Source organism: Nostoc linckia z4, assembly GCF_002608075.1.
Lineage (GTDB): Bacteria > Cyanobacteriota > Cyanobacteriia > Cyanobacteriales > Nostocaceae > Nostoc > Nostoc linckia.
Genome location: NZ_LAHA01000082.1, coordinates 1 through 14,090, shown reverse-complemented (window position 1 = coordinate 14,090; position 14,090 = coordinate 1). Strand labels below are relative to the sequence as shown.

Sequence of the window (14,090 nt, the reverse complement as noted above, 5' to 3'; positions counted from 1 at the left end):
TTAAAAATAGCGCAGCATTAGCAATTCACGAAGCGTCTTAGAATTTTTTTATTTCATATATCTTCGACTAATTGTTGAGCTAATCAACTCAATAACAACTCAAATAAAATTCATTTCCAAATAATAGGTAGTAATCATGTCAATTAACCTCAGCAAAGGCGAAAGAATCAATCTTTCAAAAGAAGCACCAAGCTTAATCAAGGCTGGAATTGGTTTAGGATGGGATATTAACGTTACAGATACAGGTTCAGCTTTTGATTTAGACGCATCTATATTTATGTTAGGTACTAACGGAAAAATTCCTAACGAAAAATACTTTGTATTTTATAACAACCCACAATCACCCGATGATTCTGTGAAACATGAGGGAGATAGCAGAACTGGAGAGGGTCACGGAGACGACGAAACAATTCAAATTGATTTGAGTAAGGTTGATGCTTCCGTTCAAGAAATAATTTTTGTTGTCACTATTCACGAAGCAGAACAAAGAAAGCAAAACTTTGGGCAAGTCAGAAACTCATTCATTAGAATTTATGACAACACCACAGAAAAACAAATTGCGAAATATGAATTAGATGAAGATGCTTCCGCAGAGACAGCAATTGAATTTGGTAAACTTTACCGAAAAGATGGAGAATGGAGATTTCAAGCTGTCGGCGCTGGTTATAAAGCAGGGTTACAAAGTTTTGTAGACCGATATGCGGCTTAGTAGATATCTTATCAGCTAATAAAAAAGGGGTATTCATTATTGTTACCCCTTTTTTGTATAAGTTCATGTCAAGTTTAAAGTCATATTCGTTAAAATTGATAATTTTTTAAGTTAATAAAATAAAAAATTTAGAGGATATATCTGAAATGGAAATTGAATTAAGTAAAGGTGGTAGATTTAATCTTTCTCAAGAAGCTCCCAGTTTAAAAAAGGTAGCTATTGGCTTGGGTTGGCAAATCAATCAAGCTGGAGAAACCTATGATATTGATGCTTCGGTGTTTATGTTAAATGCAGATGGTAAAATACCTGATGATAAATATTTTGTATTTTACAATAATCTGCGATCGCTCGATGGTTCTTTAATACATTCAGGAGATAATAGAACTGGCGAAGGAAATGGAGATGATGAAACTATTTATGTTGATTTAGCAAAAGTTAACCCAGCTATTCAGGAGATAGTTTTTGTTGTCACTATTCATCAAGGACAAGAAAAAAATCAAAATTTTAGCCAAATAAAAAACGCTTTTATTAAGATTTACAACCAAGAAAATAAAAATTCTCTGGCTCGGTACAACTTAAGAGAGGCTTTTTCTCAAGAGACAGCTTTGGAATTTGGGCGCTTATATAAAAAGCATAATCAATGGAGATTTCAAGCGGTAGGAGAAGGGTATAGTTCAGGGCTAAAAAGTTTTGTAGACAAGTATGTTGTTGAAACTAAACCAGAAGAAAAAAAACAATATTCTAAATTAACAAGTTTGCAGGATAGCCGTAAAAATTATAATAATATGGCTATTCAACTTAAAAAAAGTGGTGATTCACACAATATTGATCTTAAGAAATCAAGTAATTCTTCGCAACTGATAATTCACGCTAACCTTAACTGGAATCGGCAAGAAAGCAACATTGGCGGATTATTTAAAAATATACTTGGTGGTAACAAACCACCAGACCTTGATTTAGGGTGTATGTATCAGATGGTCAATGGTCAAAAAGGAGTTATTCAGCCTTTGGGAAATAGCTTTGGCTCTAAAAACTCTTCACCATATATTTTTCTTGATAAAGATGATCGTACTGGAGCAGCAGCCAATGGTGAGAATATTTACATTTTTAGACCCGATTTAATCAAACGGGTCATGTTCTTTGCCTTTATCTACCAGGGGACACCCGACTTTAAATCGGTGCAGGGACGTATATTTTTCAAAATTAGCAACGGCGAAGAAGTATCTTTGGAACTCAATAATCCAGACAGTAATCGACGTTTCTGCGCTGCTGCGATGATTAAAACTATTAAATCACAGATTATTATCACCAAAGAAGAAAAATATTTTTTAGGACATGAAGAAGCTAGTAAAAACTATAGATTTGGTATTAATTGGACTCCTGGATCTAAATAAATGTCTCTATACGATCGCCTAAATTTAACCAGACCTAATTGTAAGCTAAAAGTCCCAATTTGGGAACGTATAGACTTAACTAGACCTCCCAAACTCCGTTGTCAAGGATGTCGTTCGCCCATCCAACGTCAATGGGAATTTTGCCCTTGTTGTGGCACAACTTTGAGCGACAAAAAAAGCGAGTTTCGCCGTTGCATTTGGGTAGATATATCGGGGATGTACATCGAAGTAGAAAATAGAGAAGCAATTAATAATCTTCTCTTTGATGCCTTCTCTAAAATCTACGGAGCTTTTAGAGGTGTTGATGTATTTTTGACATCAGATCCGCCAGAACCAAAGGAATGGGGTAGTAATTTTACTCATGTATATATATTTGCTGATAACCAACCAGTTGATTATTTAGGTGTAGCTAGCTTTAAATTAGGAATGGTTACAGACCGTGCTATTATCCGCATCGATCGAGTATTTTATGCTTCTTATAATGCTAGTCTGAATGTTAATCAATTGTCTAACTTAATTGCTAACACAATTGCTCATGAAATTGGGCACACATTAGGTCTAGACCACTCTGCGCTACCAACAGATGTTATGCATGATGGACTTGACCATATTATTCATAGCTCTATGCCACCATCATTTCACGCTTCACAAATCAACGCGATGAATCATGCCATTCGCAAACAAGCAGACTTTTAAAGTTGATGCACCCTAATATACAAATGAACTTAATAAATTTGTAGTAAGTACTTTAGTGCTTAGAATATTTCCTGACTAAAGTCCTCACTACAAACGATTTACTTGACTATTGTGTGGGTAATTTAGCCATTGAAAACGCGACTGCGCCATTTATTTAAACGGGCTTCTCCAACTGCGGCCAAGCGTCTAGCGTCAGCAATTTCCTCTTGTAATGCAGTAATCTGTTTTGCTTGAGCGTCGGCTTGCTGTTGCAAAGATGTATATTTATCTGTACTTGGAAAACCAGAAAGCTGCGAACTCGAACTAGTGGTGTATTGTGTTGTTCCGATGCTGGCAAATGGTCGTAACTCTGCTAATTGTTGTTGTAAAGTTTTAATCTGATTTTCTTGTTCTTGAATTTTTTGCCGCAAGCTTTGTTCGGCTGCGTTATTAGGTGCAAAAAATGTATTAACTTCAGCAACACTTTCTGACTTAGGTTTGAACAATTCAGCTAACAATGCACCAACATCTGTGGGTTTAAGTTTACCGTAAGGAGTGTTAGTAATTAGCGATCGCACCAACTGAGGTTTATTATTTGCTGCTAAATTCTTGTCGCTGCTAGAATTACTTCTTACTAGTTGCAGCATATTGGTAAATTCCAATATCTTTTTGCCAGTTTGGGTTTTGTAGCCTCGATAATAGGGTACTATGTTATCGCCAAAGGCATTTAAATATTCGTCACTATCAAGATAAGAATCAATATCACTTTCAAAACCCTGTTCATCTAAAATATTGCTGTGATATATCATCTCAGAGTAGTCATCAGGTGCGCGACCTAAAAGATGCTTAAAGTTCAACTCGATAGCACGGTAGCGGTAAACATTGTCAAAAAATCTAGAGCGATACAAATCAGATTTGGCAATTTGACGCACAAATTCTCGGACACTAATTATACCTTGCTTGAGTTGTGATTCTGGGGCAATCAGGCGTTCGCTTTCCATCACGTAAGCATTGCCCAAAACTTGCCGATAAACTGCACGAATCACAATTTCGATGTCATCAACCGAACTACCAGGCCACAGTTCAATGATTTGTGTTTCGGAAAATGCTTGATATTGGCGTTGTCTAATTTCATCATCTGAAAGAATAGGCATACTTTTTTACAACCTTTGAAAAAACAATATTTTTAAAAGTAATGGGATACCAATAATTGATAAGTTATCAAGTTTTGGGAGATTTTTTAGTTACATTTTCTAACAAACGCAGATGCCTCAAATTAGTTATCAGTTAACACTCAACACTCAACACTCAACAACCACTCCTGTTGGTTATGCTTTTTTTGGCTCTCAACAACGAACATCAAATCTAGTGTAGAAACCACCGTATTTTATCCAATATTGTTTCAAGTTGTGATGAGGTGTATGTAAACTGGCTTTTGCCTGATATAGAATGACTTGGCGATGATCTCCCATCCAAATTTTATTAATGGGGTCAACAGATATGACTGTTCCTCCTAAAGAAGCTACACATTCAGAAAACCTTTCTATCGTTGTATATTCTAGTGTCTCGAAGATAAAAAAGTTACCTGAACAAATCAAGTGACGACTGCGAATCCAGCAGCGCATTTTTTTTTCAGCTTGTGGAGGCAACATTTTAGGTTTAATAGATTCGAGCTGAATTAACATAATGCGCTCACCGCATTCAATTCATCAGCAAAACTTTCTCGTTTTTCAAACCGCAAAGGGCCAGCAGTGGAACCCCATATTTGTTCGTGGGTTTCAATATCCATGCCTTTATCTAGACTTATCCAGGTACGCTCAGTTATTTCTACTTCGCTAACAAGATATGTCTTGCGGCCATTGCGAGGAATTAAACATTGATTTCCTGGTTCTACATTACCGCGAAACATTTCACCTTCTCGAACAAAAATCATCGAACAATGATAGCGCCGTTCAATACTATCTGGGGTGATAGTTTTGAGAATATCTAATTCACGACCAGCACCTGCATAAAGTATAGGGTCTTTCAAGCTGTAATTTTCGATATAAATACCATCGCCCAACTCTACCAATCTATGTACTCCCTGGCGATAGGGTGTCCATAAATCGTGGTCATATGCTTGTTCGGAATAAAAACCGACGCCAGAAAAAAAGTCAAATGGTAAAGGACGAAAAAAAATGTGGATGTGGGCGTAAAGTCGGGGATTTGCAAAAGATTGTTTTTGATTGCTAAAATCTCCTGCCATCCAACAAGCTAAGGTGAGCAAATCGCTAGACTTTGTGTTGGAGTCACTGGGTGCTATTGTCATATTCAACCTCAGGTGTGACAAGACAAAATTAGATAAGCCAATGTGGGCTAAAAACACTTTTTATAGGCGTTAATTGTTGACTGTTGACGGTTGACAGTCATCAGTCATCAGTCATCAGTCATCAGTGAACATCACTAACTTGTTGAATTTGACAAAGACCGAATTTCTGAAGAAAAGGAAGCAGTTGTCACGCCTTTGCCATCGCTGGTTTTAATCATCGATACGCGAAATCGGAGATTTGGGTTAGCAAACCAAATTCTTTCTTCAGCCGCAGCCAGTTCATACTCTGTCAGTAGGGTAAAAACACCATCATCACTTAAACTGTATTTACCTATTGCCGGAATTGTTTCGGCATATCCTTTTTCCCGTAATAGTTTACCTTTAGAAGGATTTTCAATATCGGGAATTGGTACAAGTACTGTACTACCAGAGATTGGTTTATCGTCCCAGTCTGATTCACCTTCCCAAGTCATGCGGAATGGATGAGTAATAATACTAATATCAACGTCATATAATTTACATACTTCTCGTACTGCCGGGTCGTCGGTAGATAGAGATTCGATGTCAATGGTAGATAAAACTTCTTCAAAATGGGCGAATGCTAAGTGATGACCGCTACGTTGCGATCGCCATCGTCCAATTGAAAGTTCAAAGAATTCAGTAATTTTCATTACAAAGGGGATTTGAAAAAAACAATTGACAATCAGTCTATATGGTAGTTTATTTTACTTTTTATCGAAGCTGGGATTAGGGATTGGGTATTGGGAACTGGGAAAACAATGAGAATAAGCTATGCCCAATACCTTGTTTAACCAATGCCCAATGCCCAATCCCTATTTTTTAGACAATCTCTGTGATGCTAACAATCTTGCCACTAGTACGATTAATCCGCTGAATTTGCGGTGTCATCTTGCTAGCAGGAACAATGTACTCCGTTGTACTGCGGCGGAAAGGATTATTGAATTTTCCGCTTCCACCTTGAACGAGGATTTTAAATCTCTTTTCAGTACTACCAATAACGGAAGGTAACTTGATCTTAGCAGGACTGTTGGTTGCTACTGAGTATACCAACTGAGAGGACTTGAGAGTACTTGAACTTTCAGCTGCACCACGAACCAGGCCAAAAATTCGGTTATAGCCGACTTGCTTTTGTCCTACTTGGCTACTGTTTCCCCGATAGTAGGGTACTGTGTTGTCGCCAAAATTCGCTTGATACTCTGCGCTATCGATGTAGGAGTCGATCTCTGCATCATAACCGTTTTCAATGGTACGAGTAATATGTTCAGAAATCTCTGCCTGATCTAAGGGAGCGCGGCCTAACAGATGTTTAAAGTTGAGTTCAATGAACCGATAAGGAGCAGTGCTTTCAAAAAACCGAGTACGGTAAATCTCGGATTTGGCCACGATTCGCACAAATTCACGAACGCTGATTTGGCGATCGCGCAGTTGCGATTCTCCAGTCACAAGCCGCTGACTTTCTAACAAGTGAGCGTTACCTAATACTTGTTTATAGACGGCTCGAATCACTGCTTCTACTTCTTCAGTAGAGCTAGTTGGCCACAGCTCCACCTTGGGGGAATTTATAACAATGCTTCCCATGTACCTTTTCCCAAGCTTAGTTTGTGAATAGATTCTTTAATTGACAGGAGTGATACTAGCAATCACACCACCCTGTTTGTGAATCCGCTGATACTCTTGTGATAGTTGATTGTAGGGTACGAAATACACCTGGTTACTACGGCGAAACTTGGAAATACTATTTACCACATTTGCTTTGTAGCCAGTGACTTCAATCCGGTATATCTTACCATCATCACTTGCTCCCACGCCTTGACGGGTGCGAGGAGTAGATGTTGGATTGCGGAATGTAGCACCCTTGCTGAGTGGCGAAACCACAGGAGTCGGTGTGTTTTGAATTACTAGGCTGTTCAATTTTGGCTGTTTACCAGCTAAGTCTCCTTTGAGACTGCTGCTAGCAGAACCACGTACTAACTGGAATAAGTGGCTAAACTGAACCAAGCTCTGAATTGCTTCAGTTTTGTAGCCACGAATGTAGGGTACTGTGTTTTCACCAAAAGTCTCTTGGTATTCGTCGCTGTCTAGATAAGAATCAATCTCAGCTTCAAAACCCTTTGTATCCAGAATCGTGCTATGCGAACGGGTTTCTTCTAAATCCAATGGCGCACGACCAAGGAGATGTCTGAAATTTAATTCAATCGACCGATAGCGGGGAACGCTATCAAAAAAGCGCGAACGATAAAGATCCGACTTGGCAACTTGACGCACGAATTCACGCACGCTAATTTCACCCCGTTTGAGTTGGGATTCTGGAACGGCTAGCCGTTCGCTTTCCAACACATAGGCATTGCCTAAAACTTGCTTGTAGACGGCTCTAATGATGGTTTCAATTTCCTCATTAGAGCGACCTGGCCACAGATCAATGGGATCGGTGTCTTCAAATAAAGCGACCCCTAATCGTGATGCTGGTCCGAAAGCCATTCAAACTATCTCCCAGTAAACAACTAAATTTTATGAGAAGGATTTCGGCAGATGTTACAAAACTTTACATGACTTTAAACAAGAGGGAAAGCTAGAGTCTTAAAAATGCCTCTGAACGTCCATAATTCAAGTTTTTTGAGTTTTTAACATCATTATGCCTTTACACATTCTGATACGATGCTGAAGCCATATTTATTAAAATTTGTTAAGTTAAATGATACATAAAAAAAATTTAAGCTTTTTTTAGTATTTAATTGGCTAGTAAAGCAAAAATTGTGTTGAGCCAGAAAACTACTAGTGATAAATAACACACAGTGTGGCGTTTAAAAAAAGGTATGGCGATCGCCAAAATAAAATGAAACTGGAATTCAACACAAAGACATGTTGCAAGTTTCGCCCTGTTCCGTTGTTTTTGAGGCTCGAACCTAGTACTCACCTATCAAAATCGCAGCGTTCACCAGGAGATAAAATAGGAGGACATTGAGTTACTGGAGACTTTTGGCGACACTCAACATTAGCGACAAACTCTTTTTGAGAAGAAGTATTTGATTGCGTTTCTATTTCCAATCTTTGAGGAAGTTTTGACTGCAAAATCTCAAAGTTTTCACGAATAGGAACACCCAATCCATAATTAAATTTGGGATTTGGTTTTATGGGCAGAGAGTTACAGCCATTATCAGATATCGGGCCAATATTGCCACCTTGTCCTGCTTGAATAGCAACAACATGTCCATTGGAATCAAATACAGGCCCTCCACTCACACCCTCAATAATATTATTCGTATAACTCACATTCCAGCCATTTTTAGAATCTGGGTTAATTTTACATATTTGACCTTCAGTCTTTTGAAATTGTCGTTGATTTCCTCCCAAGCAACTAGTCCATCCAAATGCATAAACTGGCATTCCTTGAAATATCGATTTTGCTAGGGGTGCAACTTGATATTCTCGATTTGGTTCAGCAGTAAATTCTATGACTGCTAAATCAGTAGATTCCCGAAATTTTTGGACTTTGTTTTGATAATCATTGTATTTTGCAACAATATGTTCTTTACCATCTGGTGTTAACAATTTGTATGGAACTTCCTCTTCTCCTGGTTCAGTTCCTACAACATGTGCCGCTGTTAATACATAATAAGTGTTAGTGTTATTTTGTTTATAAATAATTACGCCAGAGCCAGGTTGACCTCTTCCAGTAATAAATACAGTGCTTTCTTCTCCTAGTTTATTGATTTGTTGTGGTATTAAACCAGAAGTTATAGGAGTAGGAGGTGTTGTCGGAGGTTTTGTCGGAGGTGTTGTCGGAGTAGGAGTTATTTGTTGGATTTCAGTAACGGTTGCAGTAGGATTATTAATTGGAGTCTTTCCATCACCGCAACTCGAACTCAGACAGATGATAGCTGCCATCGCCATCATGAGCATGAAAAATTTTTTCATCACAAATGTAAATTTAAATTCAAATTTCAACGCATTTTTACTTAAAAATTTTAATCTTAAATTGATAAAATAAGTTAATTAGCTATAAAAATTCAATTAGATGCTGTTGACTGCGTTAGCTTGAGGTGAGCTAATAGATTATTTATAGGACTTACGCAACGCCGATATTATCATTGCGACCGAAACGGAGTGTAGGGAAGCAATCCCAGCGTCAGGGGGGATTACTTCGCTATCGCTCGTAATGACGGAATTACGTTATTTTTGCGTAAGTCCTGATTTATAAAGTTTAATTAGTAAAGTAACTCCAAAAAATCAATTATTCTGGTTAAAGTTTTGATTGTTGATTGTTAACTGTTAACCGTCAACAATCAACGGTCAACGGTCTAATGGAGTCAATGTGCAATATTTATGTGGAATAGCTTAACACACCTACTTATCTTGTTCTTCTCTCGAAAATGTATTCTGTAGTTTTTCTATATCGTATTTTTTTACTTCTCTCAATGCTTTGACAAGCTGTTGGAAATTTTCTTGCAAAGTTGTTAATTTTTGCTCTTGTAAATCAATTTGTGTTTTTTGAAATAAAACAAAATTGTTTGTGGTTTCTAATTCTTGCTTCATTTCCTCTTGCTCAGAAGCAAAATTAGATGTCTGTTGTTTTTGATTCTCTTCTATCTTTTGAAATCTTAGTTGATTTTTACCTTGATTGAAAGAAATATGATAATCTAGTTCTTTTTGTTTATCTTCTATAGCTTGAAATTTGGAATTATTTGCTTGAAACAAAGATAAATAATCATCTAGTTCTTTTTGTTTATCTTCTATAGCTTGAAATTTGGAATTATTTGCTTCTTTATACAAAGACAAGTAATAATCTAGTTCTTTTTGTTTATCTTCTATAAATTTAAATTTTTGGTCATTTTTACGTTGATTCCACTGGTTGAAAATCAACCAAACAATGACCAAGATAAATAAAATAATAAATATAATGATTAAACTATTGTTGGGTGCGATCGCTGGAGTTTGTAAATTTGGCTCAGAATTGTTTTGTACGTTGTCTAATGCAGAAAATCTAGGAGTATTTTCTATTTGTGAGCTTGTATTACCATCCAGTTTTGTATATTCAATCGGAATACCCCAAGCAAAGTATCTCATCAATAATTTAATATTTTTATTGGGTTGACTTTTATCAGTAAATGTGTATTGGTCTGGAGTATTGGCAAAGGGTGATTCTACAGATTTACTTCTGCCATTAACCCCTACTACTTCACCTATGGTGTTTATGATTGGGCCGCCACTTGTCCCTGATTGAACATCAATATCGTATCCTATTCTATAGCCTTCAATTAAAGTTTTTTTCTGTAAGAGAAATTCTATAGGAGCGATTACACCTGATTTAATTATCAGTTTAGGTTTGCATAAAGTAGATTCACATGGAAACCCAGCAACAAAAACTTTTTCTTCTGGTTGCAATTTATAAGAATTACCTAATTTTGCTGTTTGGTATCCCACAGAACTACTAAAAGTGAGGATGGCTAAGTCATAGTTATTGAAATTATTTGCCTTTTTATATAAAGAAGCTTTGTAAATGCGATCGTCATAAGTTTTAATTTGATACTGATATCCACTTTGCAGTTTGCTAATTACATGGTCATTAGTTAATACTTGATAATTTTGATTTTGTTTTTTAACTATAAACCCAGTTCCAATTGAGTTTTCTTGTTGTTGAGAATTTGCTTCCAATATCTGAACTGTAATTTTTTTAGCAATACTTCTGATTTCAGCATCGGACTTGTTTTTGCTAGAATTTGTTTGAGCGATAACTAAAAAATTAATAGCCTGCGTTGGTGCTTCCAACAATAGTACACAAACGCAGGCTAAAGTGCAGATTAAAGACAAAGTTCCTTTCATCAGCGAAGTGCTTTTCCAAGCTGTCTCAGTCTAAAATTATCTAGTTCTACAAACATATTTAGCACTAGATTTACCTTGCAAATATAAACGAACATTAACATACAAGGGACAACTTGTTGCTGGTACACCTATTGAAGGCCCTACTTCAGGGTTAACAATTTCTAGTAATTCTTGCACGATCGCATTAGGAGGTATGCGCGTGTTAGGGTCTAGAGTGTAAATAAGTCCCTTACAACCACCACCATTATTGTCAGTCCGGCAAATAATGGGATACTTTCCATCTTCACTTCTACCATGAGTCATGTAAAATGGACGTTGATTCAACATGTAGTAATTTAATCTGTTAGTCACTTCCTGACAGCGTTGTTCCCGCGTATACTTAGCCAAACCACCAAAGTCAGAAGTCCAACGAATAAACGGTTTTTCTCTGCGTGAGTCTTGGTAAATAGTTGTCCATGTACCATTAGATTTTTTGCATACAAAACCTTCAGTTGTATTGGCTTGGGCATTTGTAGAGGGTGCAATAGCAGATGCTAATGTCAACATCAACGCTGCCATGAAAGACAAACTTTTTTTGGAGTTCATTTTTATGCCTCTTAAGCAATGATAGAAAGAATATTTTTTGTATATTTCGGTATTTTATCTAGACGAAGGTAGTGGGTATTTTAAGTTTTAGTATTTTATATATTTTTTTGACTATATGAGTCATTGCAATCTTTCCCAGGGGACAAGATGGGAGGACATGGGTTTAGTCTTTCTTGAGGTAGTTTTATGTACTTCCAACAATCAATGCGATCGCAAGTAGTATAAGCAAAGTTTCCTAGCGTTGCAAGACTACCAAAGACACTAAGAATAAATAATGTGATTTGTAATCTGGGATTCTGAACGATCATACTAATGCTATTGGTATTTCATCATTTTTGACAAGTTTTGCCTGGTGCCAGAATCGGAGGACAAGGATTAATATTTTTTTGATTGTTATTATTTTTATTAGGTAAATTGGAAGATTTTTCACTAGCTTCTTTCGATATTATTTTTTGTGGTTTTGGTTGAGAAACACTAGAGTTATTTTCTAGAGGCATCAACAATCTTTTGACACTAAAAAACGATGTCGAACCAAATACCGCTATAACTATCAGTGGTAATACTGGAAACCTAAACCATTGAGGAATGATACTTCTTTGCTGTAAAAGAGTTTTGTGTATGGTTTGAACTGGTAAATAATTTTTTGGCGCAAGCATCAAGGTGTTTTTTGGTTTTTCTAGTTCAACTAAATCAATCAATACATCTGCTGCTGATTGATATCGACTGCAATAGTCTTCATTAACCATTTTTTCGAGTATTTCTACCAAGCCATCGCTTGCTTGAATGCCATCAGGCCAAATTACCTTACCCGCTTCGTCTTTTAATTTTTCTGGTTCCAACCCTGTTAACGCTTCTAAGGCTGTCATTCCCAGAGCATATATATCACTATTGAATTTTGCTGAGCCTTTTAGTTGCTCTAAAGGACTATATCCTGGCGTATAAATTATTGTTTGTTTTGTTTGAAATTGAGTATTAACTACTCGTGATATTTCTTTTACTGCACCGAAATCAATCACTGTGCGTTTGCCATCATTGGCACGTATAATAATGTTGTCTGGTTTAATGTCTCGATGAATTATTCGCTTTTCATTTATTACTTTGAGAATAGATAAAACATCTTTGAGCAAATCTATTACTTCATGCTCTGGTAGTCTGTTTTTTTGAGCTAACTCTTCTCTGAGTGTTTGTCCTGCAATGTATTCTTCTACTAGATAAAATTCTTGCTTTTCTTCAAAAAATGCTATAAACCGCGGTATTTGATGGTTTTGCAGCTCGTTACTCAAGTCGTATAAGACTTCTGCTTCCCTCTCAAATAATTCCTTAGCTTTATTCAAAGTTGTTTGACTATGACCAACAAAGCAAAACTGCTTCACTACAACGTTACGTTTTCTCGCGTGTAAATCTTCCGCTAGGTAAGTTTGCCCAAAATTTCCTTGACCCAAGCTGCGTAAGATTTCGTAGTGTCCTCCGATAATGAGCTTTGTCCTAGTCATTTTTACCAGCCGTAAAGACACCGATACAATTTTCAGAATAACTCAACAATAAGGACTTGTCAAAAGACTACACTTATCACTTTCAAATTATTACTGAATATTAGTACCGTAGCAAAAGTTACTGAGGACGGCAATTTAGCGATCGCCAAATACAACACACTGCAATCTCATTTCAAACAACATATTTGCGTTAAATAAATTGTATTTTTAAATACAATTTTTAGATAAAAATTTTCATTTGATTTTGAAGCTACATCGCTAAAAACCAAACTCACTAATTTTTTGACACTAGTTAAATTTTGAAAGCGGCTAGTTGGGTGATTAAATGGTCAAAATAAGGAGTCAGAGTTTCTTGGTCATTGGCTTGGCAGCGTTTCAAACTAGCAGCTTTAATATTTTTTAATCCTAAAACCATAGCATCCAAAGGAACTTGTAATTCCTGATAAAGCAAATTCATATAGTGCAGTCCTGTGGGACTAGTATATTCAGCGTGGCTACCTGCAATACCATAGGTGATGCAGCGGAGAAAATGCCAAAAATCTCGCCAGCAAGCTTGAGCGCGTTCAGGAGGATAAAGACCTCCCCCAGGCTCGATAATTTCTGGATAAGTCAGCAAAACCTGAACTCTTGCCTCATCCACAATTTCGGCTGCGCGATCGCGTAATAATTGAGCAACAGGAATTAAGGCACAATTATTAGGTGCTAAAGTTTCAATTTGTAGTAAATCTTCGTCGCTAAGATAGCGGAGATTATCATCCGCAACTTGGAATATATCGATAGCACCTTGAGGATGGGACTGTTTCCACTGAGCAAAGCTGACAATTCTAGCTTTGGCTATTAATTGCTTAACGGCTTCGGTTAATTGAGTCATAGGTTTTGGGCATTGGGCATTGGGCATTGGGCATGGGGCATGGGGCATGGGGCATTGGGCATGGGGCATGGGGCATGGGGCATTGGGCATTGGGCATTGGGCATGGGAAGAGGACAAGGTAGACAAGGTAGACAAGGTAGCAATCTTTCTCCCTTGTCTCCCTTGTCTCCCTTGTCTCCCCCATCTCCCCCATCTCCCCATCTCCCCATCTCCC

The 14,090-nt window shown here is 37.2% G+C and carries 14 protein-coding genes and 1 pseudogene; 3 read left to right on the top strand and 12 right to left on the bottom strand.

Annotated elements, in window-relative coordinates; all coding sequences use genetic code 11:
• Positions 1-136 precede the first annotated feature (136 nt).
• The 3 genes from VF06_RS35315 (at position 137) to VF06_RS35300 (ending at position 2,799) form a co-directional block, all read left to right on the top strand.
• Positions 137-709, top strand: coding sequence for a TerD family protein (locus VF06_RS35315; RefSeq protein ID WP_099066238.1), 573 nt, complete (start codon positions 137-139; stop codon positions 707-709).
• Positions 710-855: 146 nt separating this feature from the next.
• Positions 856-2,103, top strand: coding sequence for a TerD family protein (locus VF06_RS43190; RefSeq protein WP_244918110.1), 1,248 nt, complete (start codon positions 856-858; stop codon positions 2,101-2,103).
• Positions 2,104-2,799, top strand: coding sequence for a matrixin family metalloprotease (locus VF06_RS35300; protein WP_099066239.1), 696 nt, complete (start codon positions 2,104-2,106; stop codon positions 2,797-2,799). It abuts the gene before it with no gap.
• Between the two features lie 122 nt (positions 2,800-2,921).
• Here VF06_RS35300 and VF06_RS35295 read toward each other — a convergent pair whose 3' ends face one another.
• From VF06_RS35295 to VF06_RS41700, 12 genes and pseudogenes are all read right to left on the bottom strand, one after another.
• Entirely contained in the window at positions 2,922-3,932 is a 1,011-nt protein-coding gene (locus VF06_RS35295) for a phycobilisome rod-core linker polypeptide (RefSeq protein WP_099066240.1), read from the bottom strand.
• Positions 3,933-4,124: 192 nt separating this feature from the next.
• Complete coding sequence (locus tag VF06_RS35290; protein ID WP_099066241.1) at positions 4,125-4,463, bottom strand: CpeR family transcriptional regulator; 339 nt, start codon at positions 4,461-4,463, stop codon at positions 4,125-4,127.
• Positions 4,457-5,086 (bottom strand): chromophore lyase CpcT/CpeT, encoded by a 630-nt coding sequence (locus tag VF06_RS35285; RefSeq protein ID WP_099066242.1) that lies wholly within the window; start codon positions 5,084-5,086, stop codon positions 4,457-4,459. Before VF06_RS35285 ends, VF06_RS35290 begins: the two co-directional genes overlap by 7 nt.
• A 134-nt stretch (positions 5,087-5,220) precedes the next feature.
• On the bottom strand, positions 5,221-5,757 hold the full coding sequence (locus VF06_RS35280; protein WP_099066243.1) for a phycobiliprotein lyase: 537 nt from the start codon (positions 5,755-5,757) through the stop codon (positions 5,221-5,223).
• A 169-nt stretch (positions 5,758-5,926) separates the two neighbouring features.
• Positions 5,927-6,685: a phycobilisome rod-core linker polypeptide gene (locus VF06_RS35275; RefSeq protein ID WP_099066244.1), complete on the bottom strand. Its 759-nt coding sequence runs from the start codon at positions 6,683-6,685 to the stop codon at positions 5,927-5,929.
• 36 nt (positions 6,686-6,721) lie between these two features.
• Positions 6,722-7,585, bottom strand: coding sequence for a phycobilisome linker polypeptide (locus VF06_RS35270; protein ID WP_099066245.1), 864 nt, complete (start codon positions 7,583-7,585; stop codon positions 6,722-6,724).
• Between the two features lie 432 nt (positions 7,586-8,017).
• Positions 8,018-9,022: a S1 family peptidase gene (locus tag VF06_RS35265; protein ID WP_099066246.1), complete on the bottom strand. Its 1,005-nt coding sequence runs from the start codon at positions 9,020-9,022 to the stop codon at positions 8,018-8,020.
• Positions 9,023-9,451: 429 nt separating this feature from the next.
• Positions 9,452-10,927, bottom strand: a complete 1,476-nt coding sequence (locus VF06_RS35260; protein WP_099066247.1) for a S1 family peptidase — start codon at positions 10,925-10,927, stop codon at positions 9,452-9,454.
• Positions 10,928-10,963: 36 nt separating this feature from the next.
• Positions 10,964-11,512 carry a COP23 domain-containing protein gene (locus VF06_RS35255; RefSeq protein ID WP_099066248.1) on the bottom strand — a complete coding sequence of 183 codons (549 nt, stop codon included), beginning with the start codon at positions 11,510-11,512 and terminating at the stop codon, positions 10,964-10,966.
• Between the two features lie 329 nt (positions 11,513-11,841).
• On the bottom strand, positions 11,842-13,005 hold the full coding sequence (locus tag VF06_RS35250; protein ID WP_099066249.1) for a serine/threonine-protein kinase: 1,164 nt from the start codon (positions 13,003-13,005) through the stop codon (positions 11,842-11,844).
• A gap of 292 nt (positions 13,006-13,297) precedes the next feature.
• Positions 13,298-13,876 (bottom strand): bilin-binding protein, encoded by a 579-nt coding sequence (locus VF06_RS35245; protein WP_099066250.1) that lies wholly within the window; start codon positions 13,874-13,876, stop codon positions 13,298-13,300.
• Positions 13,873-14,090, bottom strand: a pseudogene (locus VF06_RS41700) (hypothetical protein); the annotation flags it as partial. The pseudogene VF06_RS41700 and the gene VF06_RS35245, both read right to left, overlap by 4 nt.

What these genes read in the sequence shown, in the direction of transcription:
- VF06_RS35285 (WP_099066242.1), bottom strand. Translation starts at nt 5,086, where the DNA reads ATGACAATAGCACCCAGTGACTCCAACACAAAGTCTAGCGATTTGCTC.
- VF06_RS35260 (WP_099066247.1), bottom strand. Translation starts at nt 10,927, where the DNA reads ATGAAAGGAACTTTGTCTTTAATCTGCACTTTAGCCTGCGTTTGTGTA.
- VF06_RS35245 (WP_099066250.1), bottom strand. Translation starts at nt 13,876, where the DNA reads ATGACTCAATTAACCGAAGCCGTTAAGCAATTAATAGCCAAAGCTAGA.
- VF06_RS35265 (WP_099066246.1), bottom strand. Translation starts at nt 9,022, where the DNA reads ATGAAAAAATTTTTCATGCTCATGATGGCGATGGCAGCTATCATCTGT.
- VF06_RS35270 (WP_099066245.1), bottom strand. Translation starts at nt 7,585, where the DNA reads ATGGCTTTCGGACCAGCATCACGATTAGGGGTCGCTTTATTTGAAGAC.
- VF06_RS35255 (WP_099066248.1), bottom strand. Translation starts at nt 11,512, where the DNA reads ATGAACTCCAAAAAAAGTTTGTCTTTCATGGCAGCGTTGATGTTGACA.
- VF06_RS35295 (WP_099066240.1), bottom strand. Translation starts at nt 3,932, where the DNA reads ATGCCTATTCTTTCAGATGATGAAATTAGACAACGCCAATATCAAGCA.
- VF06_RS43190 (WP_244918110.1), top strand. Translation starts at nt 856, where the DNA reads ATGGAAATTGAATTAAGTAAAGGTGGTAGATTTAATCTTTCTCAAGAA.
- VF06_RS35300 (WP_099066239.1), top strand. Translation starts at nt 2,104, where the DNA reads ATGTCTCTATACGATCGCCTAAATTTAACCAGACCTAATTGTAAGCTA.
- VF06_RS35275 (WP_099066244.1), bottom strand. Translation starts at nt 6,685, where the DNA reads ATGGGAAGCATTGTTATAAATTCCCCCAAGGTGGAGCTGTGGCCAACT.
- VF06_RS35315 (WP_099066238.1), top strand. Translation starts at nt 137, where the DNA reads ATGTCAATTAACCTCAGCAAAGGCGAAAGAATCAATCTTTCAAAAGAA.
- VF06_RS35290 (WP_099066241.1), bottom strand. Translation starts at nt 4,463, where the DNA reads ATGTTAATTCAGCTCGAATCTATTAAACCTAAAATGTTGCCTCCACAA.
- VF06_RS35280 (WP_099066243.1), bottom strand. Translation starts at nt 5,757, where the DNA reads ATGAAAATTACTGAATTCTTTGAACTTTCAATTGGACGATGGCGATCG.
- VF06_RS35250 (WP_099066249.1), bottom strand. Translation starts at nt 13,005, where the DNA reads ATGACTAGGACAAAGCTCATTATCGGAGGACACTACGAAATCTTACGC.